Origin of the sequence: uncultured Kordia sp., assembly GCF_947496985.1 — a bacterium.
GTDB lineage: Bacteria > Bacteroidota > Bacteroidia > Flavobacteriales > Flavobacteriaceae > Kordia.
On record NZ_CANMEZ010000008.1, the window covers coordinates 45,549 to 69,541 of the forward strand.

The following is a 23,993-nucleotide window of genomic DNA, read 5'->3' on the forward strand; positions in this document are numbered from 1 at the left end:
GCCTAGTGAAACAGCAAATCATACATTTTTTCAAATCATTATATCTCCAAGATCGTTTCTTTTACGCCATCTTGGGTATTATTGTATGTTTTGTAATGAGCTTTATTTTTCCAAACTTTTTCTTTATTACAAAGCTATTACTGCTGATTTTACTAACGTTTCTGTTTTTGGATATTGTAATATTATACGCTACTCGAACTGGGATTTCTGGAAAAAGAGAAACACCTGAAAAGTTTTCCAATGGCGATGATAATGCAATCCATATTCATTTAGAAAATTATTATACGTTTCCTATAGACGTGAAAATAATTGACGAAATTCCTGAGCAATTTCAAGTACGTGATTTCTCTATTCTTAAAAAAATTCCTGCGTCAAGCGCGATAGAACTCAAATACAAACTACGTCCAACAGAACGTGGTGCGTATACTTTTGGAAAACTAAATGTATATATCAAATCGATTTTGGGATTGGTTTCCAGACGTTTTTATTTTGACAATAAAGTAATGGTGCCAACCTATCCAGCTTTTTTACAATTAAAAAAGTACGATTTATTGGCAATCAGTAACAACTTGACGATGTACGGAATTAAAAAAATTCGTCGTATTGGACATACCATGGAGTTTGAACAAATAAAAGATTATGTTACTGGTGATGATTTACGTACCATAAACTGGAAAGCAACTGCAAAACGTAATCAATTGATGGTAAACCAGTTTCAGGATGAAAAATCACAACCTGTCTATTCTGTAATCGACAAAGGTCGTGTAATGAAAATGCCTTTTGATGGATTAAGTTTGTTAGATTATGCTATCAATGCAACTTTAGTATTGAGTAATGTCATTCTGAAAAAGCAAGACAAAGCAGGCATGTTTACGTTTTCTAAAAAGGTAGAAAACATTGTTGTTGCTGAAAAACGAAGTGCGCAAATGAGTATGATTTTAGAATCTTTATACAATGTAGATACAGATTTCTTTGAATCGGATTATGGACGTTTGTATGCAGATATAAAACGAAATATAAAACACCGTAGTTTAATTTTATTATATACTAATTTCGAAACCTTAGATGCGTTGCACAGGCAACTTCCCTATTTAAAAGGAATTGCCAAAAGTCATTTGTTAGTGGTAGTTTTCTTTAAAAACACAGAGTTAGACGAACTCATTCATGGAGATGCAACTACGATACAAGAAGCATATGATAAGGTCATTGCAGAAAAGTTCTCTTTTGAAAAACGTTTGATTGTTAGCGAACTCAAAAAATACGGAATTCACTCCATCTTAACATCACCCGAAAACCTAACTATTGACGCTATCAATAAGTATTTGGAGATGAAGGCAAGAGGATTGGTGTAACTCACTAATAGGTTTTAGTTAATTTGAAAGCTATGTACTAGCGTTTCGTTTTTTAATCTTTCTTACAATTATCAGAGTTAAAATTAAAAGAATTACAATAGAGCCAACTATTTCTATATCCCAATCACCATTTTTTAATTTGCTCTCAAATGTATCAAGATCAATTTGATAACGAATCATAGAATACTTCCCATAAGCCTTGTTTGACTTAATATCTACTTCTAGATAATCAGTCCAGCAGGAAAAAAATTCATATTCAATATTTGTTGATTGATTTAACGGATTGGGTGAAACCAAATAGTATCCGTTGATTTTAAAATCGGTTAAATATGGGCGACATAACATTCCGTTATCTCCATAAATTGTAATGCGATCTCTATTTTCTTCACCTTTGTACTTCTTAATGATTTCAACAGTCATTGAATAAGGTATCATCTTTTCATCATTTGAAAATCTCTTTTCAAGATACGAGTCAAATGAAATTACTTTGACCAACGCTACAAATTCGGAAGCTTCCGCTGTTTTACTATACGAATCATTCCAAGCACTAGAGCAGCTACAAGCTCTAAGCTCTGAACAAGAAAAAAAAAGTATAACTATGATTAAAAATACTTGTTTCATTTCTTAATGAATCTTAATAATTTGAGCTACTATAGTAAACTATATTCTGTTTTCAATTCGTTTTTTAATAAGAATTATTTGTCCAAGATGATAATAAGTGTGCTCTATCATAGCGTCAATATTTCTATAATAAGTTCCATATTGTTTGTCAACAAAGTCTGCTAGTATGTTTTCATCTGACATATTTTCAACAAGTCTTATAAAGTTTTCTGAGTCAGCGCAAAATTTATGTATCAGGTTTTTCCAATCTTGTTCGGATTCAATTGGTGGTGAATCAAAACTAAATTTATCTCGTATATCAAGCGTGCCACCCTCAAGAACTTTTGCTACTCCAGCTATATAATAATCAATGTGAAAAGTTAAATCTGCAATCGTATTGAAATGATCTATTTTTTGAGTTGCTTGATGCCAATCAAGGTCTATAATTTGTTCTTTAAAATTTGTACCTAAAACCCATTTTCCTTCTATAAAAATCTCCTTCAGTCGGTTTGCTAAGTATTCGCTTAATTTCATTTTAATTTAACTACTTTATTGCTGGTTTTCTCAAACTCCTTATAAAATACAGATAATAGAAATTTCTATTATTACACAAAATTTGATAAATAACAGGAACTAATTTTACATAAAAACTCCTGTTATTCTCTATAAAAATAACCTAAAGATTACACATACGCAATTTTACTTTCCTGTAACTACTTACAAAAAAATAGCCTTTAATCGTTTGGATTTACTAAAAATGAAGAAAATAAAAATACGGATTAGCTTTGAAAGCTAATCCTAAAAATTGAAGATAAATTATATTATTCGCCGCTAGTTGTTGTTCGTTCACAGTCTTTATAATCAACTTCACATTTTGTACAATAATCACCTTTCGGGAGACAACCACAACAATTAGAACAAGCAGTTGAATGACATGTTGTTTTACCAATGCTAAAAATATGTTGATCATTTTTCGAGTTTTCAACAGGCAATAAAGCTACTGTTGAAACAGATTTATCTTCATTATAAAATCTGATATAATACTCTTTTTCTACTTCTAAAATTTCTACAGAAAGTGCTTTTTTATCTAATCCTAATTCACGAGAAAAATTATTAAAGGAAGTGATTAATTTAGTTTTGGGAACTCCCAAAGAAACATTATCATTATACTTATAAGCAATCTTATTTCCTGTAAATTTTTCAACTGTAAAATCTTTGGCTATTGTATCTTCCATTTGATCTACGTCATCTGAATTACTACAAGAGACTACGAAAATAATAAGAAAAATGTAAAGAAAAGGTTTCATCTTTTTTTGGTTTTTTAATGTCTCTAAAGACATATATGATTAGTTTTTAAGTGTTTATTAATTCTATTTTTTTCTATATAGAATTTCCATACAATATTTTCGTTACATCAAATCTATAATAATTTAATGAAAAAACAAGCCTGTTTGTAAGATTTTTTACCTTTTTATCAACATGTGTTTCAACATAATAAAATTTTAAAAGTATCATATTGATCTGAATGATTTCTAAATATTGCACGCCCAAAAGTAAATGAAAGATTACTTTTAAAAGTGTGGTTTTCCGTAATACGCATAAAATACATCACTATTCTTATTTTATATCCTAGCTAAGTCCACACATTTTTAGGAAGAAAAAACACGTTCTAAGCTGTATTATAAAGTTTGTTATTCTAGGAAAAACATAGGACCTTTTACTAGATGTACTATTATCTTGACAACGAAAACGTTTGATATTAAAAATCTTTAAAAGTGCTATTGTTCTTGAAATATTAATAATTATATTTCGCGTTTCTAAGAATGTATAATTAACAATATTCGCATGAAAAAGATAGTGTATTGTTTTTTGATTTTCCCCTTTTTACTAGCTGCACAGATTAATGAAAGTGATACACTTTCAATAAAAGCAGATCTTTCATTAACTGGATTTTGGCAAGGAGGAAATGTAGAAACTTTGATTTTTAGAGCAAAATCAAATTTGAGTTTCAAACCATTTAAGAAATGGGTTTTTAAGACACAAAACTCTTATATTTATCAAGAGTTTGGACAGGAAAAAGCCGATGAAGATGCATTAAGTCTTAACTTTTTATATTTAAATCCTAAACGTCGATTTTATCCTTTAGCATTAGCTTTTGTAAGTACAAACTTCCGTAGAAAAATTGATTTACGTTATTTGATTGGTGCTGGAGTTACGTATCAAATTCTAACTCAAAAAAAACATTGGCTTAAAGTTTCGCTGACCAGCGAATACGAACATACTACTTTTGATGAAACTAGCTTTAATAGTTCTGGAGTTGCATATAATGGTGAATCCGTTATCAATACCATACGTGGAACTGTTTGGCTAAATGGAAAGTATCATGTATTTAAAGATAAAATCATTCTAAGTCATGAAAGTTATTTTCAACCTTCTTTGGAAGACAGTGACAATTTTCGCTGGCGTGCAGATTTAGGTTTAGAGTTTCCGATTTGGAAGTTTTTAAACTTTAAAATAAACTATTTACACACCTTTGAAAGTATTGTTGTTGCAGATCAAAAACAAGAAGATCAGTTCTTGACTTTTGGCTTAACCTTGAAGAGTTATTGATTTCGAAACAAACAGTTCTTTTAACCATCATAGCCATAATGTTCATTATAGCATGTTACTTTTTTTGATTCAATTTTCTGAAAAACATTTTTACTTACGCTAATGATCCAACTTTTCAATATCGTAGCATAACTGTCCGTATTTTCATTCTTTATAAAGCTAAAAATAAGTTCGTTTTTATGGTTTTCAGTGAGTTTACAAGAAGTTAACGCAATTTCAGTTGCTGCATCTTTATTTATAAAAACAACAGTATCTAAAATTGAAAAGTTGGCTTTCGATGCGTCAGTTCTTATAATCTGTTCTAAAATCAACACATTGATACTATCTTTTTGTATATACGTCAATGCTTTATCAGAGTTTGATAGTACTTGTCCGCTTTGTAATTTAAATCCTATGTAGGCGTCCAATTCTGTGATGTCCCTATATATTTCTTTTTCTGTTTCCTTTTTTTGTACTATTTGATCAAGGTGTTCTTCAAAATTTTCATTAGATATATAAGTTTTCCTATTGAATTTAAACCTATTACCATTAACTCCAATTTTATTATATAACGTATCTAATTTGTACTCAATCCTATACTTAAATCGAAATTTTGATGTAGAACGCTCTCCTTGATTAAGGAACGACATAATTTTAGAGATTTCTTGAGTATCAGCTATAATTAGAGTGTCATTTTGTTTTCCTAATGAGATCAAATACAACTTATCAGGATGATTGACTTTATGGTTAGCATTACAACTATTCAGAAAAGTCAATGCAATAACTATTAATAAACCAATTTCAATTTTTAAAATAGTATTCATATCTAATTCATTTTTCTCCCATATATCCTTCTTTTACTTTTCTATTTTAAAGTATTTTGCGATAAGATTTAATGCGGGTTTACCTTCTATAGTGAAGTTCGTATTCGCACCATCAGATGCGCCATGCCCTTGCCATTCCCAAATGTGAATACCATGAAACCAAGGCTCTTTCCATATAGTATTAAAAAAAGACTGATAACATAATAACTGTTCTTTTTGAGATATTTTTGAATATAAACCTTTGGCACTATTCCATTCCCATGGTTTTTCAGAAGTGCCTTCTATAGATTTATAACCCAATTCTGTAAAAAGTACAGGTTTGTTAAACTTTTTATGAACCAATGCAATGGCTTCTATATGTTTTTTCCAATTGCTTTCTAACTCCTCTAGCGTTGGATTGCCCGATGCACTTAATGGAAAGTATGCCTGAATACCTATATAATCTAATTGATCCCAAAAAGGTACTTTTTCATATTCATGATACCAATTGGCTGCGTAGGTTAGTTTTCCTGTATATATTGTTTTAATCTGTTGTATTAAAACGTTCCATTTTTTAGGTTTTATATATACCGTTGTCTCTAATTCTGTCCCAATACAAAATTGTTCTAACTTTAATTCTTGCGCTAGTTCAGCATATTTTAAAATGACTTGACTATAATTTTCAAACCAAACATTCCACTCTTTTTCAGTTTCCATTTCAATATCAGATCGCCATTTTCCATCTTCCATTTCGGATAACCAAATATGCGGTTTTAGCATTATTTTTATCCCAAACTTATCGCACTCTTGTTGTATCTTTTTGTAATACGCTAATCTTCTAGTATAGCTTTCATTAGAAATTAACCGCAATGTTGGTTTGTTATAGTGACTTTGTCCTATAAATGGCGTAATGGTAATCCATTCAAAATTATTCGTTTTAAGTAATTCGATGTCTTCTAAATTTCCATTCATATGGAATACGTGAATGCCTCGTTGTTTATTATCTATAGTATAGTAATCATTTACTTCGGCAAGGTTGTTTTCTATATTCGCATCCCAAGTATAGTTTACAACTTCTGATAAACGATAGCTTTGCAATGCTTTATTTCCTATGAATAAAATTGCAATAGGAACTACTATTTTAAAGAATAACCCTTTTAACAAGCCTATTATTTTATATTGTTTGTAGTTTTTTATCAAGCTTTTTATCAATAAGAAAAGTAAATAAGGAATAATAGCAATGATATATAATATAGGACTCGTTAGTATATTAGCTACAATGTCTTTGAAAAATGTAATTGTATCAGCGATATCATAATCGTTTCTATATAGAATTAATAAAAGTATAAGCACCAATACAGCAAAAACTGTAATACTATAAAACCATAAAAAACGTTTTATTGCCGATGCTTTTATCTTTATGTTTTTTATCATACACTTTTTAAAAATTACAATGAAGGAATTAATCCTAAAAATATAAAAAAAGGAATTGATTTACTGTATTAATTAAATCATTCTTATAATAGAAATTGTAAATTAACACATTGCAGTTCATTAGTTCGTATATGTAATATAATCAGAAGCATTTGAAGTTATTAAAAGATTATATAGATTGAAAAAAGCGAGCCTAAACTCGCTTTTCAGTTGTTAGTAGCAGAATGTTGTTGAACACCAAGTGGTAAAATGGTAGTAGAACACATTCTGTACACGATTTCCTTTCCTGGTAGATCAGGTTTGGATGATGCTATAGACAATAATGTATCTTTTTAGACTTTCTATTAACTTTTCAAGATTAGAAACTGATCTTCTAATCAGTTATAACCTTTTTAGATTCTTTTTTCTTGATTAAGAATTTATGCTTGTTTTACAATAAAACAACCTACTACTCAAAATTCCCATAGGTGTTTATAAAAAAAGCGAGTGGAAACTCGCTTTCTTCATTTCATATACTACTATTTATAATGTCATGGTAATTTGAAGTTTTGTAGTATATGAAAACCTAACTTAAATAATCTTATGCTGTAAAGTTAAACGCTAATTTTATGTTGTTATGAATTGAGACACAATGTGAACAGATAGTAAGCTCAATTTTACTAAACAAATACACTTTACATCTATAGAGACGTTTTGCATTTTGAAAAGGTTCCTGAAAATTCATTTTTTTACAATTCAGCTATCAAATTCTACGGTTTAGTAGCTTTTTTTATACCAATGTTAATTTTATATAGACTTTTGAATCATCAAACACTAACAAATAAAAAATCAATCATCATGAAAAAATTACTTTTAATCGCCGTTTTATTCTCAAGTTTATTTGCAACAGCACAAACAGATACTTCTAAAGAAGAAGGAATTACTATTACCGTAACTATTGATAAAGTACGAACGAATAAAGGAAAAGTATTATTTGCTTTGTATTCAGAAAAAACATTTATGAAGGCGAAGCCTGAACAAACTACTGCAAGTACTATTGAAGGAAATAAAGTTAAAGTTACTTTTACAAATGTCCCAAAAGGAGAATATGCAATTACTTGTGTACATGACGAAAATGACAACGGACGTATGGATTTTGAAGAAACTGGAATGCCAAAAGAAGACTATGGAATGTCAAATAACCCAATGAGTTACGGGCCACCAGAATTTGGACCATCTAAGTTTACAGTTGCTGATAAAGATATTGCAATGAAGATTACCTTATAAAACTATTTAAATCATATTTTCATTAAAAAAGCGACACTAATGTGTCGCTTTTCTTTTTTAACCTTATCAATCTAAATTATTATTTATTCAACCATGCATTCATCATCCAAATGGTTTTTTCTTGTTCTGCTATAAAATCACTCATCATAGCATTTGTACCTTCATCATTTGCTTCTCCAGCTTTGTCTAGCAAGTTTCTCTCCAATTTTAACAATTCTGAAATAGAAGAAACAATTAATTCAACAGCTTTTTCATCTTTTGAAACATGTTTTCCTACCGGAACTTGTGCATTGTCAACATAATCTTGAAATGTATGAAATGGCTCTCCTCCTAGTGTTAATACACGTTCTGCAATTTCATCAACCTTCAATTGTGAATCGTTATATAATTCTTCAAACTTTGTGTGTAATTCAAAGAAACCTTTACCTTTGATATTCCAATGAATACCGCGCAAGTTTTGATAGTATACTTGAAAATTAGCCAATAATACGTTTAAATCTTGTACCAATTCTTCTGTTTTTTGGACGTCAAGTCCTAATATATTTAGTGTCATATCCTTTGTTATTTTTTGTTAAAACAAAATTATTAAAGATTTAACCTTATTTGTTATAAATTTTATCGATAGTTTTTATATTTTTATCACTTAAATTTATACTCTATGACCATTACACAATTGCAATATGTTTTAGCAGTTGCTGAACATCAAAATTTTACACTTGCTGCACAAAAATCATTTGTGACACAGCCAACATTAAGCATGCAAATTCAAAAGCTTGAAGATGAGTTAGAAATTCAAATTTTTGATAGAAGTAAAAAACCGATTCAGCTTACGGAAATTGGTAAAAAAATTGTTGATCAAGCGCGTAATGTAGTGAATGAATCTGGCAGAATGCAAGACATTGTAGATCAGCAAAAAGGGTTTATTGGTGGTGAATTTAAGTTAGGAATTATTCCGACAATTATGCCAACTTTATTACCGATGTTTTTGAAAACATTTATTAAAAAATTTCCAAAAGTAAATTTAAAAATAGAAGAACTTTCTACCGAATCTATCATACAGAAGTTAAATGAAGGGCATTTAGACGCTGCCATTGCCGCAACTCCATTAGGACAAGATAATATTAAAGAACGTGTCTTATATTATGAACCGTTTGTTGGATATACGACAGAAAATCATCGTTTGTTTGATAAAAAAGAAATTGAAACACAAGATTTAGATATTGATGATATTCTTTTATTGGAAGATGGGCATTGCTTTAGAGATGGTGTCATTAATTTATGTAAAACTCCTCGTAGTATTGAAGAAGATCATTTTCAATTAGAAAGCGGAAGTTTTGAAACACTTATAAAATTATCCAATGAAAATTTAGGAATGACACTACTTCCCTATTTGCATACTCTTGATATTAAAGAAAGTGAAAAGAAATATTTACGTCATTTTGTAGATCCACGACCTGCGCGTGAAGTAAGTCTAATATTTCACAAGAGTGAATTGAAAATGCAAATTATTGAAGCACTAAAAAGTGTAATTATGGGCGTAGTACGTGGAGCTATTGCATTTCACAATGTAGAAATTATAAGTCCAGTACATAAATAACATAGATTTTCAGAAATAGTATTTTACTAAAAAAGCCACGCGTACGTGGCTTTTTTTTATGGTGTTAAATAGATTAAACATTGATCTAGTTCTGGATTTTTTGTTACTAGAGATTTTATCCAGATTTTTAACTCTTCTACCTCATGTGGTAACAATCTTTGTAAAGCTTTTTCTAATTCTCTACAGAATAATGAGGGTTCAAAACTTACTTTTTTGAGTATAGTTTTAGTGTAATCAAACATCGCTCTTGCCATATTTAACGAGGGTTTAGGTTAAAATTTTAAAGCGTATTTTTGTTGTATAGGCTGCTATTTTTATTTACATAAAAGTAATAAAAAAAAACATTGTTTATACTTTCTAAACAAAACTTTAACAATATAGCGAATTTACTGCTTTACGATTTTCCTAATTGCCTTACCTTTTGTTGTAGTAATATTCATGAGGTATATTCCTTTCGGTAAATAGGATACCTCCACCGTGCTAGAAAAACTGGTTGTTTGTATATTTTTTGAATGAATACGTCTTCCATCTAAGCTATGTAGTTCAATAGTTTCTATAGGTGAAATACTTGTAATATGTACTTGTTCTTTTGCAGGATTTGGATAAAGTGTAATTCCTGTTTCCAGATTTTCCTCTGAAACACTTAACGGATCTGCAATTAAGGTCGTAGCTGTATTGGTTGTAATTGGTAAGTTGAAGTCAAAGTATATGTTTGCAGTATTGTCAAATGTATCGTTTTCTTCTAAGCTAGTTAAGGTTTTTACTTTAAATACCAAATAACCATCATTGGTTGCATCATCAAAAGGCAAGTTGATATTTTCAAAAATGAATTCTACTTTGTTTTGATCTTTTATGCTTATCACCATTTCATGACTTGATGTAATTGGCATTAACGTGTTAATATCAAACTTTGTCTGATCAATTTCGTCAGTAACCACCACATTTACAGCAGAAGCTGTTCCTGTATTTTCAAAACGAATGAGATAATGTACATATTTCCCAATATAATCCGTGGTTACCGTTCCGCCTTCTAAACACCTAATATCATTTGGATCAAATGAGTTGACAACTGTTTGCTGTAATGCCATTATATTGTTATCCGGAGTTTCATCAGTTACAGTTGGATTTACCATCACTTCGAAACTTAAAACATCTCCTCCATTTACCGCAGGAACATCCGTTGGTGTATGAATGTTCATTGTAAAGATTACATTTCTTGATTCAAATGGAGCTAGGTTTACATAATTCCACGTAAATGTATTAACAGTTTGTAGATCTGATATTGGATTTGAAGTAACTAAATCCATCAACTCATCATCAAATGTCAATACTACAGCTCCAGAAAGTGTTGTGTTTCCTTTGTTTTGATAAGTAATTTGATAAGTCGTATCAAAACCCGGACGCGCTTCTTCTAGCGGAATTATAATGACCTCAACATCATTGTGTGTTCCGTTTGGTATTACACAGAAATCTTGGATTGCAAGATTTGAAATTGTTTCAGTATCAATCGTTATTGAGGTTGGTGATATTGTAAAATAATTTGGGTTTTCTAATTGTGGTGTGATTGTATACGTATCTTCCTCAGGTAAATAAATAGTATAATCTCCAGAAATGTCAGCTATTATTGTTTCTGTTACTGAATCTAGTGTAATATGATATTCCATACTTGGAAAAATAGCGTCATTTAGATCACAACCGTTGCTATCTAAATCTAATTTTGTAGTTCCTTGCAACGTTATAAAGTCACCTCCGGGCGAAAAAGAACAGTATGTACTAACTACTGCAGTGTCTGGTAAAAAAGGATTTGTAGATATAAATGTTATTTCTTCTTCATCTGCGCATAAAAATTCTAAATTTGGGTTTCCAGAATATCTAAATTCAGAGACGCTAGAATTTATTCCGTTTTTTACATTTATATATTCCAATTGATTGCTAGAACATTGTATTCTTTTAAGTAATGGGTTGTTACTTGCATCTAACATAGTCAACATATTATCGTAACAATTCAAATCAATTAATTTCACATTATTACTAATATCTATACTTGTTAAGTTGTTCATGAAAAGTGTAAGACGTTCTAAATTGACATTTTGTGATACATCCAAACTTGTGAATTCACTATCATAACTTGTAAAAACTTTTAAATTCACATTATTACTAATATCAATTGTTGGCAATTGACTATTACTTATTGTAAGACTTGTTAAATTTATATTGTTACTAAGATTTATATCAGTAAATGAGCTTCCTGAACAATCCAAGTTTACTAAATTTACATTTTGAGATAAATCTACAATACTAAGATCATTACTACCTATTCTCAATTTTTTAAGTTCTGTATTTTGAGTTAAATCTATTGTACTGATAGCGTTGCTATAAAAGTCAAGATCAATGAGGTTTATATTCTGCGTTACATCTAACTCTTGTAGATTTAAGAACGAACAGTTCAACTCAGTAAGGTTAGGATTTTGGCTTACATCCAAACTTGTAATATATGTACGTGAACAATCTAAAAATTCTAAATCTAGATTCTGTGTTACATCTATTTCAGTTATATCACAGCTAGAAAATTCTAATTCTTTTAAGTTTATATTTTGTGTTACATCTAAATTCTCTAAAGAATAATTAGCATTCAAATTTAATCTTTCAAGATTTACACATCCAGAAACATCAATATGCGTTAAATTTGGAGTATTACCGTATATAGTTACATTTACCAAATTTATATTTTGTGATAAGTCTAGTGTAGAAATTCGATGTTCACGACAACTTAATGCTTCCAAGTTTGTAAAATATTGAATTCCTTCTAAGGATTCTACAGGCAAATAATTCAAGTTTATACCTGATATCAAAAGTGCTTCTGATTCTTGAATTTCTCCATCATTATTAATATCGATAGAACTGTCTGCAAAATAATCATCATTTGTATCAACGACGATCGTATTTAGTAGATAATTTTTAAAATGTGTATCTGGAATATTTACAACTTGTCCTTGACTCCATTGTATACAGAATAGAAATGAAAATAGCAGGTAACTTTTTTTCATGAATGTAGGTTGATTATTAAAATAGTTTGTTTGTGGGTTTTTATCAAATTTAATTTAATAATACATTTTCTAACTCATATTAATCTCGTAATTTATAAATTAGGACATATTCTCTTCAAACTTACTATAAAAAAAGCGTTGATTATCAAGTTACAAATCGTAGTTCGATAATCAACGCTTACTTTTTATGATTTATTCTTTCTAGAAGTTATTATCTCCGTCAAATAAATCTCCGATACTTCCTAAAATACTTCCTTCACCTTTACTGTTTCCTCCTCTTGGAATAGAGGATAGAATTCTTCCTGCCAAACGGCTAAATGGCAACGATTGTATGTATACGATTCCAGGACCTTTTAAGGTTGCAAAAAATAAACCTTCACCTCCAAATATGGTATTTTTGATGCCGCCTATAAATTCTATATCATAATCTACATCTTGTGTAAATCCTACAATACAACCTGTATCTACACGGATGGTTTCTCCTGGTGCCAATTCTTTTCGAGCCATGGTTCCTCCAGCATTAACAAATGCCATTCCGTCTCCTTCTAGCTTTTGCATTATGAAACCTTCACCTCCGAAAAGTCCACGACCTAGTTTTTTTGAGAATTCAATTCCAACAGTTACACCTTTTGCTGCACAAAGGAAAGCATCTTTTTGACAAATGAACTTCCCTCTATAATTTGTTAAATCAATTGGAATAATTTTTCCTGGATAAGGAGAAGCAAAGCTTACTTTTCGAACGCCAAAGCTACTATTATTTAAAAACGAAGTCATAAATAAGCTTTCTCCTGTTAGGATTCGTTTTCCTGCTGAGAATAGTTTTCCTAGTATTCCTTTTTCTTGATTTGATCCATCTCCAAAAATAGTATTCATACTAATTCCGTCATCCATCATCATAAAGCTTCCTGCTTCGGCAACAACTGCTTCTTGTGGATCGAGTTCTATTTCTACATATTGCATTTCTGCTCCGTAGATTTCATAATCAATTTCGTGTGATGTCATTTTATTTCGTTTTTTTACACTGAACTAAGTCGAAGTGTTGATTGATTTTTATTAGATGTAAAAAAAGTACTTTTGTTACACTTTTTTCTTTCTGAGTTTTAATGCCCATTCATATGAGAATTTAGAAACGCTCTCGCCTGCTTCATTAAATCCTTCTGCATGTAAGGTAAGACTTTGCCCTTCTCCTGTAGCAATTGCCGCATCAATTGCAGTTTTTACTTTGTCACCATCTTTACATATAAAGTTAATTCGTCCTGTTGCTTTTTTGGTAAAGTGTCCATTTTGCGATTGTACTAGCATTGATATTTTTTTGCCAGAATTTTCAATTCCCTGTATTACCAGTACACCTGTGGCCAATTCGGAAGCCATTCCTTGCGTTGCCCAGTATAATGATTTAAAAGGATTTTGATTGATCCAGCGATGTTTTACCGTAACTGTTGCTTCTTGTACTGAAATTGCTTTTAAACGTACTCCAGAAAAATATGCTGAAGGAAGTTTGAAAAGTAAAAATTTATTTATGTTAGATGGTGTTAGTTTTTTAGCCATTTTGTATCATTTTCATTAAATTCATATTGGCAAAATACGAAAATTTGAATGATTTTTAAGAAAAGTTAATTTTTAGTTTATTTTTTAAAAATATTTACCAAAACTTAAAAACAAACCGCAAAATACTGATAATCAACACACAAAAGCATTAAACATCACTACATGTCGATTTTTAAATGTTAAATTATGTTAAATTTTAGTACTATGTTTTGCATAATACCTTTTTTTAGCCATATATTTGTATAAGAAAATAATAGGTAATGGACTCTGCAATCACAAAACATCAAAGAAATGTCGCTACAGTTTTACATGTAGCCGCTTTTAGTAAGTACTTTTTTCCTTTAGGAAATTTTATAGTTCCGATCATATTTTGGTCTATTTATAAAAAGGAATCAAGTTTTATAGATCATCATGGAAAAGAAGTTATAAATTTCCAATTGAGCTTATTATGTTATAGAATTGCAGGTGCTATCCTTCTTTTTCCAATAAGCATTATTTTTGGATTACATCATTTTAATTTATGGGATGCTTTTCAGTTTAACAATATCTCAATCAATTTGAGCGATGGGTTTCATTTACATCACGCTTCTTTTATTGGAATTTTAGCTTGCTTAGGTCATTTGTTATTATTTGCTGTAAATATTGCATATACTATTATTGCAGCGATGAAAGCAAATGAAGGAGAACGCTATTTGTATCCATTTACATTTAGATTCATAAAATAAAAATATCATCAATCACACTTTAACTTAGCTCAGTGTAAAATCATCAATCATTACGCAAGCTTAGTTAAGTGTAACATCATCAATCATCAATCAATCATCAATCAACACTTCGACCGCTCAATGTAAAACGAACCATTAAACATCAATCAAAAAAACTATGACACGTCACATTGAGCATAGTCGAAATGAAAAAACGAACAGTATCATTAAAAGACACATGAAAACATGAAGATAGAAAACACAAAAGCACAAATGCGTAAAGGTGTGTTAGAGTATTGCATTTTATCCATCTTACGAGATAAAGATGCATATGTAGCCGAAATACTTGGCACGTTGAAAGACGCAAAAATGCTTGTCGTAGAAGGAACAATTTATCCATTACTGACAAGGTTAAAAAATGCTGGTTTATTAAGTTACCGCTGGGAAGAATCAACTTCTGGGCCGCCAAGAAAATATTATGGACTCACAGAAACAGGACAATTATTTCTTAAAGAACTGAACACCACTTGGGACAATTTACAAAATGCCGTATCACTCGTAACACGCCAAAAAAATACAACTAATGAATAAGACAATCAATATAAATTTAGCAAATATGTTTTTTCATATTGATGAAGACGCATATAACAGCCTACAGCGATATTTAAACGCTATTAAACGCTCCTTTACCGATTCACAAGGAAGAGATGAAATTATCTCTGATATTGAAGCGAGAGTTGCCGAACTTTTTTCAGAACGCATTAAAAGTGAACGCCAAGTTATTGGTATGAAGGAAGTTGAAGAAGTAATTGAAATTATGGGACAGCCTGAAGATTACTTGGTAGACGATGAAATTTTTGAAGATCATCCACCAGCTGGAGGATATCGTCAAAGTACTACTTACAGAAAATTGTATAGAGATTATGATAATAAGTTTTTAGGAGGAGTTTGTGCCGGTTTAGCACAGTACTTTGGTTTTGATGCTCTATGGATTCGTTTAATTGCTATTATTATAGTATTAGCAGGAGTTGGATCACCAATTTTAGTATATATCATTTTATGGTTTATCATTCCTAAAGCAAATACAACTTCTGAAAAGCTTGCAATGGCGGGAAAGCCGGCGAACATCACCAATATAGAAAAAAAAATAAAAGAAGGGTTTGATGATGTTCAAGAACGAATAAGCGATGTAGACTTCCAACAAGTTGGTCAAAAAGCCAAAAGTGGAGCTAGTTCCTTCTTTGATTCTTTAGGCGATATTTTAGTAGTCGTTTTAAAAGGATTTGCAAAATTGTTTGGCGTTATTTTTATCGTTACTGCTGCATCATTGTTAATTGGAATTATTTTCTCTGCAATTAGTGTTAGTTTCTTTGATTTCAATAATTTAAATATAGGTGACGGATGGCTATACTACCAAGATTTAGGTATGATTAGCGAAGTGCCAAGATGGACTTTTGGATTGTTACTCTTACTAATTTTAGGAATTCCAGCATTTGCATTATTTATTTTAGGAATCCGCATTTTAGTAAAGAATTCTAAATCTATCGGTACACCAACAAAAATTGCACTAGTTATTGCATGGCTCGGAGCTATTATTGCAGCAACTGTGATTGGATCTAATGCAGCTATGCACAGACATATTGATGCTTCTGTAAATACTAGAACTGAATTACCTATTAAGGCTAATGATACCTTAAACATTAAAATGGTAGGTAATGATTTTTATGATGTACGATTGTACAGAGATTTTAATGATTATGAAAAAGTATACGATCAGAATGATGATATCATTTTATATTCATCAGCAATACGATTAATTGTAAAGCAATCTGAAAGCGAAAATGCACGAATTAAGATTAAAAAAGAAGCTGGTGGAGTATCTTATGATAGCGCTAAAGAACGCGCTCGTAATATTGATTACAGCTATGTGTTTGAAGATAATACATTAAAATTGAATGGTTACTTCTTGTTTGACACAAACGACAGACATAACCAACAAGAAGTTGAAATTACAGTGTATTTACCAAAAGGAGTTATTTTATATGCGGATAAAAACACACGTTCATACCATAAAAACTATTCAAGATACGGAGATATATTAGATCAAGGACAAGAGAAGCATTACTTAAAAGTAATTGACGACGATTTGATTTGTTTAGACTGTCCAAAAAGTATTGACAAACTAAAGAATAAAGGAAAGAAAGAAGACAAAAAAAGCAAGGTTATTATTAATACAAATAATGTAGACATTAAACTTAGTAATAAAAAAGAAAAAGTAGCTAAGGATAGTATTCAGGCAGATTCACTGAATAAAAATTAAATGCACTTCTACGTAGCTCAGTGTAAAACACATTACATGTAGCCGTTGAAGCAAATCATCAATCAAAAATGAACATTTAACAATCCATATATGCACTATTAAAACTACTCATCACAGTTTTGGTAGTTGGATTGTTTGAAAATACCATCAATAATCATCAATTCATAAAACAATAAAAAAACTAAATTATGATCACCATCGCACGATTCATCACCATTGCCATTATAGGCTTATTAGTAAGTTCATGTCACTTTGATATGAATTTTAACACTGGAAAAACTGGAAACGGAAATGTCGTTTCTGAAGAAAGAGACGCCGACGAAACATTTACGAAAGTGAAAGCCTCTGAAGGGTTAGACGTTTATATTACACAAAGCAACACACAATCTATTGAAGTGGAAGCTGACGAAAACATTATTTCATTAATTGCTACTGATATTAATAATGGTGTACTTACCATTCATACTAAAGAAAATATTGGTCGTGCTAAGTCTAAAAAAATATATGTTAGCTTACCTGAGATAGACAAAATTGTAAGTACAAGTGGCGCAGATGTATATTCTACAGATGTATTAGTTGCTGAAGATTTAGAGGTAAAGAGTAATAGTGGCGCTGATATTAAAATTGAAGTAAAAGCCGAATCTGTTTTTTGTTCAACTTCTAGTGGAGCAGATATTAAAATATCTGGAACAGCAAATTCGTTACGCGCTGATGCAAGTAGCGGAAGTGATATTCATGCTAAAGATTTAGAAGTAAAAACATGTAACGCTTCTGCTAGTAGTGGCGCTGATGTTACGGTGAATACTTCTGAAAAATTAGACGCTAAAAGTTCTAGTGGCGGCGATATTCATTATTATGGGAATCCAGAATCTGTTTCGAAAAACAAGTCTGTTTCTGGAGGAGTTTATAAGAAATAATGAACTAGCTATGAATTAATGCAATAATAAGTTTATCTAAAAACATAATACCAACACCAAACCAACACTTAAAAACTACAAAGCCTAAGATTTCGCTAAGAAGGAATTTCAGAAGAAAAGCGAGTCTTACACCTAAAACCAAAAAAATGCGCTTACATCTAATGTAGCGCATTTTTCAATTGTATGTTATTTTGTATTTAGGCTTCTACCATATCTTCTACAGACGCTAAGTAACGTTCTGCATCTAAAGCAGCCATACAACCTGAACCAGCAGCAGTAATTGCTTGTCTGTATTCTTTATCTTGTACATCTCCTGCTGCAAATACGCCTGGGATGTTTGTCTTTGTAGATTTTGCTCCTGTAATTAAGTATCCCGTTTCATCCATATCTAACACATTTTTAAACATGTCTGTATTTGGTTTATGACCAATGGCAATGAAAACTCCCGTTACAGCAATTTCATGTTTCTTTTGTGTTTGGTTATTTACAACTCTTACACCTTCAACAACCATACTACCTAATACTTCATCCAATTCAGTATTGTATAATACGTCTAAGTTTTCTGTATTGTTTACACGATGTTGCATTGCTTTACTAGCTCTCATTTCATCTTTACGAACTAACATCGTTACTTTTTTACAAAGTTTTGCTAAGTACGTTGCTTCTTCAGCAGCTGTATCTCCACCTCCAACAACAATTACATCTTGTCCTTTATAGAAGAAACCGTCACAAGTAGCACATGCAGAAACACCACCACCTTTTAAACGTTCTTCACTTTCTAATCCTAAATATTTTGCAGAAGCTCCAGTTGAGATAATTACCGTTTTAGCTAAGAATTCTTGTTCTCCATTTCCATCATCAACATAAACCTTGTGAATTCCACCAACTTCTTTTGAAAAATCTACACGTGTTGCATATCCAAAACGTACGTCTGTACCAAAACGAGTTGCTTGATTTTTCAAATCTTCCATCATGGCAGTTCCGTCAGTTCCTTGCGGATATCCAGGGAAGTTATCAACTTCTGTTGTAGTTGTTAATTGTCCTCCTGGCTCCATTCCTGTGTACATTACAGGATTCATATCTGCTCTTGCAGCATAAATAGCTGCAGTATATCCTGCAGGTCCACTTCCTATGATTAAGCAATCTAATGCTTGTTGAGTATCTGACATATTCTTTTTTCTAATTATTAAACGCTTTTTAACAAAAGTAGCTTTTTATCTGAATTCCTTACATAAAATTTATTAACAAATGTTAGCTAACTGTTTGATATCTTTTTAAATGAAAAAAAGCAACACCTAATTTTACAGGTATTGCTTCTATTATTTTTACTTTTTTATCGTCTTATACAATTCTATTTGCCAAACTTACTAAGAAATTGACACCATTATCAATATTTGCTATGGCGTCTGCTTTTGCGTTGTTTGAAGCAGTAGCGTTATTAATTTCTTGTAATACTTTAATCGCATTCCCATTTGATATTTTACTTTCTTTTATAAAAGTGTCAATCTCTGTAATGCTCATACGTGTTAAGCTTGCTATGGTTGTATGAAATTGTGCATCTGTTTGTGAAGCTGCATCGTTTGCTATACTATCCCAATCTATATTGCTCATAAGTTTTAGTTTTAGTTAGTTTCCGTTGATCGCTGATTCTGCTTTTAATAATTTATCAAAACCATTTCCTGTTTTTATTAATAAGCTATCCAAATGGTTTTGAATTTTTCCTACATTAATATTTGTTCCCGTTAACTTTTGTATTTGTGCTAAGGTATTTGATTCTGATTGTTTAAGTTTTACAGCTGAACTAATTAAATTTTGTAACGCCGCACTTGCTTGTTGGTAGTCAGCATATGTAGAATTTAATGAGGTAATCATATTTTGTCGTTGTGCATCTAACACATTGTGAAACGAATCGCGTTTTTTATTAATTACAGGCATTACACTTTTTAAAATGTTTGGCAATTCGGCACTGACATCTGTTCCTGCTGGAATTTTTGCCTGAAAATTTTTGGTAAATGCTGGAATGTATTGATTATTAATAAAATCATCCACTTTGTCTTTTCGTTCATCAAATAATTTATTGATCAGTGCAATATTAAGTTGATGCATTTCATTTGCTTCCGTAATAACTTCTTGCGAAAGCGTTGCTGTAGAAGCAGGAATGGAAGCACAGGAAACAATTCCTATAAAAATTCCGAGCGTCAAGATACTTTTTATAATTAGTTTCATAATATTTTATTTATTTTTTATTCGTTATCTGATGTAAAGACCGCTTTTATTTTATTTATGATTCCTTGTAGTACACTAAAAATTGCGTCCGAAGAAAATCCTCCAACAAGTGCTAATACGCAACTATTGAAAACAGTCAAACTTTCTCCATTGTTATATGTTGCTACAATTTCAGATAGAATTAATCCAGACATAATTCCTAAAACAATCAAACCTACATAATAAATAGATTGCTCTGGCATTAAGGTTCCTTTCTGAATTCCTTCACTTACGCTTTTCAATAAGTAAAAGACAACTCCTAAACCTGAAGTTGCGCATATAAATAATAAATTGAGTAATAGCGATTCCCCATCATTTGCTAGTACGCCTTTGGCAAGCGATACTTTATCTACTTTATCTGACAATGAAGTTCCAATAAAAAGAAGTAGAAAAAATAATGCGAGTATAATTAAATTTCGAATAATTGGCAGCTTACTAAATACCGCTCCATTGTTTTCTCTATCGTTTAGTTTTTTTAAATACTTAATAGACTTTGGCGTAGCTGGCGCAATATTTTTAGTCAAAATGTTATGTGCAGTGATTAAATCATCTAGATTATTACTTTCTATTAAAGGATTTAATTCCGTGTTAATCACTTTACCATTACGCATTGCAAATGAAAGCATGTTTTCCAATTCCCCTTTGATTTGAATCATTAAGTCATCCGAAACACCTTTATGAATGCCTTTTGGGGCTGGCTTGTCAAGTGTTGTTTTTGCTCTAGTAACCTTAGGTACTTCTTTTTTTGCTGTTGTTACTTTGGGCGTTGGAGTTTTAGGTTCCACCTCATCTTGTTTAGGCGTTTTTGGTGTAGGGTCTGATTTTGAAATTGGCATATAATATGGGTTTAGTCAGTTTTACCAAACTTACAATATTAAACGCGTAATTGAAAACAGGAAAATACTTGTTTGCCTTTCAAGTACATTTACGTAGTTTGATAGTACATAATAAAAAAAGATTCTCGGAAATCATTCTGCATTTTCTTACGTTTTTATAGTTAACTACTTATTTTTAAATTAGATGAATATTTTTTATACGATATAATGAAAAGACTTCCTATTATTCCTTAAAAAAAGAAATGTTATAGGAAGTCTTAAAATATGCTTTAGGTTAAAAATTTTAAATGTGATTTTTTTTTTAGATCATATACCTATTATTCAAACTTTAAATACTTGATTAAATCTACTTTGGTTGCATTCAACGCTTTGATTCCAACAACAATAAAAACTAAGAGTACTAATATGATTGGTGCAATGATAAATGGCCATAGCGGCATTTCAATTCTATACGCAAAATTATTTAGCCAGTTTTGCATTAAATAATATGCTATTGGAATTAAAACTACCACTGCAATTCCAGTGATTTTGATAAAACTTTTAATCAATTGAATAATGATTTGCTTTACCGAAGCACCAAGTGTTTTACGAATAGCAACTTCTTTTAATCGCTGTTGAATGGTTAAAGTTGCTAACGCGAATAAACCAAGTAATGCTATAAATATTACAACTAATGTGAGAATGAAAAATAGCTTTTGTTGCTTTTTATAAATATCATGTGTTTTGCTATAATATTGATCTAAATAGTAAAATGAAAACGGATAACCTGGTTCTAATTCGGTTGTCCAAAAACGTTCAATTTCTGCTAAAGTTTCTTGTTTTTTTCCTTCTTTTATTTTGAATTGCACTGTACTCATTGCACCGCGAATCCAATCAAAGCCTGTATAATATGTAAAGAATGCTGGGCGAATTTCTTTATCTAGTCCTTCAATATGATAATCTTTTACTACACCAACTATGTTAAATTTCTTTTCATTGATTCTTACTTCTTTATTTATAGGGTCATTTGCAATCCCTAGACGTTTCACAGCAGTTTCATTAAAAATAACACTATTTATAGTATCAGATGCAAAGTCTTCAGAGAAGTATCTTCCTTTGGAAATTTTAGTATTGATCATTTCTAAATGACCAAAATCTAAAGGAATAAATTTTATATCCACAACAACATCTTTATGCATTACGTCTAATGAAATATCATTGTCATCACCAGGTACTAAAAACGTAGATGAAATATCTTCTATATTTGGATTGTTACTAAATACATTTTTAATCAACTTGTATTGCTTACTCCTGCTAACCTGTGAATTATTAAAATCTACAACTAAAATCTCTTCTCCTGAAAAACCTAAGTCTTTCGAACTCATATAATCTACTTGTGCATACACTACCAAACCACCAATGAAGAAAAATCCAGAGATTACAAATTGCAATCCTAGCATAAGGTTTCTAACAAAAATCATACGTCCGCTTCTAGAGAAGTTTCCTTTTAAGACACTAATTGTTTTAAAATTAGAAATGTATAAAGCCGTTATAAATCCAATAATTATTGATATCGCAATCGCTAGCAAACCAACTTGCAAAATGATTTCAATACTTTGCAATGACAAGTCTTTATTGATAAATGCATTAAAAATTGGCAACAATAATTCTACAATAATCAATGCTAAAAATATAGATATGATTCCTTGCACTACGATTTCTAAAATGAATTGTAATTGCAATCCAATTTTTGAAACTCCTAGTGTTTTCTTTACACCAACTTCTTTAGCACGTTGACTTGCCGAAGCTATCGATAAATTGATAAAGTTAATACTTGAAATCACAATAATCAGAATTGATAAACTCAACATGATAACAAGTAATAAGTAGTTTCCTTTTCCTTCTATCATACCTTCATCTCCTTTTCCATGCAAACGCAAATCGACTAGTTTTTCCAACATAGGATACGAACCTTGCATAGATACATAATCATCTACCGTAATTCCTTGTTCGGCTGCCTCATTTTTGTAATAGTTATCTACATATATATCAAAAATTTTCTTTTCAACCGAGGCTAAATCAGTTCCTTTCGGGACTTTGTAAAACGTATATACACCATATCCGCCCCAATGATCATTTGTGGTAATTGGTCTGTGTAATATAGCATTTGGCAAATATACAGATGGCTTAGAAAGTTTATAAACACCTGTTACGATGTATTCTCGCTTTCCGTATTTAATGGTTTTTCCTATAGATTCTTTATCTCCAAATAATTGTTTTTCTAAATCTGTAGAAAGCGCAATAGCAGTTTTTGTTGCCAAAATTGTTTTTGCATCTCCTTTTACAATTTCGTGTGGGAAAAATTCAAAAAAGTTTGCATTCGCTTTTCCTATTTTAGTTTCATATACAGATTTGTCTTTATAACGTAATATTTGACTATTGTACCCTGAGTTTACATTGCAATAATCAGAAACTTCCGGAACGATTTCCTTTACTGCTTCTCCTTCCGGATCAGTTGCACCATCGTATACTTGTCCATCTCCCCATTTATGTGAAATTTTGTATACTATATCTTTCTGAGAATTCCATTGATCATAACTTTTTTCATCGTTATAGTATAATAATACAATGATCAACCCTACTAAACCGAGCGTTAAACCACTAATATTTATAATGGTATTGAGCCAGTTCTTTTTACTATTTCTAAAAAATAATTTTAGCCAAGTCGTTACCATA

General features: G+C 30.7%; 23 protein-coding genes. 8 read left to right on the plus strand and 15 right to left on the minus strand.

All coding sequences use genetic code 11. From position 1 onward, the window contains the following. Positions 1-20 precede the first annotated feature (20 nt). Positions 21-1,352 (plus strand): DUF58 domain-containing protein, encoded by a 1,332-nt coding sequence (locus Q0828_RS18165; protein ID WP_298424979.1) that lies wholly within the window; start codon positions 21-23, stop codon positions 1,350-1,352. A 30-nt stretch (positions 1,353-1,382) separates the two neighbouring features. Here Q0828_RS18165 and Q0828_RS18170 read toward each other — a convergent pair whose 3' ends face one another. The 3 genes from Q0828_RS18170 to Q0828_RS18180 all read right to left on the minus strand — a co-directional run bounded on the left by Q0828_RS18170 (position 1,383) and on the right by Q0828_RS18180 (position 3,259). After that, positions 1,383-1,973 (minus strand): hypothetical protein, encoded by a 591-nt coding sequence (locus tag Q0828_RS18170; RefSeq protein ID WP_298424500.1) that lies wholly within the window; start codon positions 1,971-1,973, stop codon positions 1,383-1,385. Positions 1,974-2,012: 39 nt separating this feature from the next. After that, positions 2,013-2,486 carry a DUF1572 domain-containing protein gene (locus tag Q0828_RS18175; RefSeq protein ID WP_298424503.1) on the minus strand — a complete coding sequence of 158 codons (474 nt, stop codon included), beginning with the start codon at positions 2,484-2,486 and terminating at the stop codon, positions 2,013-2,015. Positions 2,487-2,773: 287 nt separating this feature from the next. Then, on the minus strand, positions 2,774-3,259 hold the full coding sequence (locus Q0828_RS18180) for a hypothetical protein (protein ID WP_298424506.1): 486 nt from the start codon (positions 3,257-3,259) through the stop codon (positions 2,774-2,776). Between the two features lie 538 nt (positions 3,260-3,797). Between Q0828_RS18180 and Q0828_RS18185 the strand changes: the two genes are divergently transcribed. Continuing rightward, on the plus strand, positions 3,798-4,562 hold the full coding sequence (locus Q0828_RS18185) for a DUF481 domain-containing protein (RefSeq protein ID WP_298424509.1): 765 nt from the start codon (positions 3,798-3,800) through the stop codon (positions 4,560-4,562). 20 nt (positions 4,563-4,582) lie between these two features. Here the strand turns inward: Q0828_RS18185 and Q0828_RS18190 are convergent, their stop codons facing one another. Together Q0828_RS18190 and Q0828_RS18195 are read right to left on the minus strand one after the other, a co-directional pair. Then, a complete protein-coding gene (locus tag Q0828_RS18190) occupies positions 4,583-5,365 on the minus strand; it encodes a hypothetical protein (RefSeq protein ID WP_298424511.1) in 783 nt (260 codons plus the stop codon). A gap of 33 nt (positions 5,366-5,398) precedes the next feature. Continuing rightward, positions 5,399-6,778, minus strand: coding sequence for a hypothetical protein (locus Q0828_RS18195; RefSeq protein ID WP_298424514.1), 1,380 nt, complete (start codon positions 6,776-6,778; stop codon positions 5,399-5,401). 837 nt (positions 6,779-7,615) lie between these two features. Here Q0828_RS18195 and Q0828_RS18200 point away from each other — a divergent pair. Continuing rightward, a complete protein-coding gene (locus Q0828_RS18200; protein ID WP_298424517.1) occupies positions 7,616-8,044 on the plus strand; it encodes a DUF2141 domain-containing protein in 429 nt (142 codons plus the stop codon). A 79-nt stretch (positions 8,045-8,123) separates the two neighbouring features. Here the strand turns inward: Q0828_RS18200 and Q0828_RS18205 are convergent, their stop codons facing one another. Continuing rightward, entirely contained in the window at positions 8,124-8,597 is a 474-nt protein-coding gene (locus Q0828_RS18205) for a Dps family protein (protein ID WP_298424519.1), read from the minus strand. 105 nt (positions 8,598-8,702) lie between these two features. On the opposite strand from Q0828_RS18205, the gene Q0828_RS18210 reads away from it, so the two are divergent. Then, positions 8,703-9,641: a LysR substrate-binding domain-containing protein gene (locus Q0828_RS18210; protein ID WP_298424522.1), complete on the plus strand. Its 939-nt coding sequence runs from the start codon at positions 8,703-8,705 to the stop codon at positions 9,639-9,641. Positions 9,642-9,697: 56 nt separating this feature from the next. On the opposite strand, the gene Q0828_RS18215 is transcribed toward Q0828_RS18210, so the two are convergent. The 4 genes from Q0828_RS18215 to Q0828_RS18230 all read right to left on the minus strand — a co-directional run bounded on the left by Q0828_RS18215 (position 9,698) and on the right by Q0828_RS18230 (position 14,236). Further along, positions 9,698-9,895 carry a hypothetical protein gene (locus Q0828_RS18215; protein ID WP_298424525.1) on the minus strand — a complete coding sequence of 66 codons (198 nt, stop codon included), beginning with the start codon at positions 9,893-9,895 and terminating at the stop codon, positions 9,698-9,700. A gap of 132 nt (positions 9,896-10,027) precedes the next feature. Next, entirely contained in the window at positions 10,028-12,688 is a 2,661-nt protein-coding gene (locus Q0828_RS18220; protein WP_298424530.1) for a T9SS type A sorting domain-containing protein, read from the minus strand. 201 nt (positions 12,689-12,889) lie between these two features. After that, positions 12,890-13,690 (minus strand): TIGR00266 family protein, encoded by an 801-nt coding sequence (locus tag Q0828_RS18225; RefSeq protein ID WP_298424533.1) that lies wholly within the window; start codon positions 13,688-13,690, stop codon positions 12,890-12,892. Between the two features lie 75 nt (positions 13,691-13,765). Beyond that, positions 13,766-14,236 carry a DUF4442 domain-containing protein gene (locus Q0828_RS18230; protein ID WP_298424536.1) on the minus strand — a complete coding sequence of 157 codons (471 nt, stop codon included), beginning with the start codon at positions 14,234-14,236 and terminating at the stop codon, positions 13,766-13,768. A 260-nt stretch (positions 14,237-14,496) separates the two neighbouring features. On the opposite strand from Q0828_RS18230, the gene Q0828_RS18235 reads away from it, so the two are divergent. The 4 genes from Q0828_RS18235 (at position 14,497) to Q0828_RS18250 (ending at position 18,177) form a co-directional block, all read left to right on the plus strand. Further along, positions 14,497-14,961, plus strand: a complete 465-nt coding sequence (locus Q0828_RS18235; protein ID WP_298424539.1) for a DUF4870 domain-containing protein — start codon at positions 14,497-14,499, stop codon at positions 14,959-14,961. 225 nt (positions 14,962-15,186) lie between these two features. Next, positions 15,187-15,531 carry a PadR family transcriptional regulator gene (locus Q0828_RS18240; protein WP_298424542.1) on the plus strand — a complete coding sequence of 115 codons (345 nt, stop codon included), beginning with the start codon at positions 15,187-15,189 and terminating at the stop codon, positions 15,529-15,531. Next, entirely contained in the window at positions 15,524-17,260 is a 1,737-nt protein-coding gene (locus tag Q0828_RS18245) for a PspC domain-containing protein (RefSeq protein ID WP_298424545.1), read from the plus strand. The genes Q0828_RS18240 and Q0828_RS18245 overlap by 8 nt, the downstream gene beginning before the upstream one ends. A gap of 188 nt (positions 17,261-17,448) precedes the next feature. Continuing rightward, entirely contained in the window at positions 17,449-18,177 is a 729-nt protein-coding gene (locus tag Q0828_RS18250; protein ID WP_298424548.1) for a head GIN domain-containing protein, read from the plus strand. A 197-nt stretch (positions 18,178-18,374) separates the two neighbouring features. On the opposite strand, the gene trxB is transcribed toward Q0828_RS18250, so the two are convergent. From trxB to Q0828_RS18275, 5 genes are all read right to left on the minus strand, one after another. After that, the gene (trxB, locus tag Q0828_RS18255; RefSeq protein ID WP_298424551.1) at positions 18,375-19,346 is read right to left on the minus strand and encodes a thioredoxin-disulfide reductase; all 972 of its coding nucleotides are present in this window, start codon (positions 19,344-19,346) and stop codon (positions 18,375-18,377) included. Positions 19,347-19,518: 172 nt separating this feature from the next. Next, entirely contained in the window at positions 19,519-19,788 is a 270-nt protein-coding gene (locus Q0828_RS18260; protein ID WP_298424554.1) for a hypothetical protein, read from the minus strand. A gap of 15 nt (positions 19,789-19,803) precedes the next feature. Continuing rightward, complete coding sequence (locus Q0828_RS18265; RefSeq protein WP_298424558.1) at positions 19,804-20,403, minus strand: hypothetical protein; 600 nt, start codon at positions 20,401-20,403, stop codon at positions 19,804-19,806. A gap of 17 nt (positions 20,404-20,420) precedes the next feature. After that, positions 20,421-21,278, minus strand: coding sequence for a hypothetical protein (locus Q0828_RS18270; protein ID WP_298424560.1), 858 nt, complete (start codon positions 21,276-21,278; stop codon positions 20,421-20,423). A 317-nt stretch (positions 21,279-21,595) separates the two neighbouring features. Beyond that, positions 21,596-23,992 (minus strand): ABC transporter permease, encoded by a 2,397-nt coding sequence (locus tag Q0828_RS18275; RefSeq protein ID WP_298424563.1) that lies wholly within the window; start codon positions 23,990-23,992, stop codon positions 21,596-21,598. Position 23,993 lies beyond the last annotated feature (1 nt).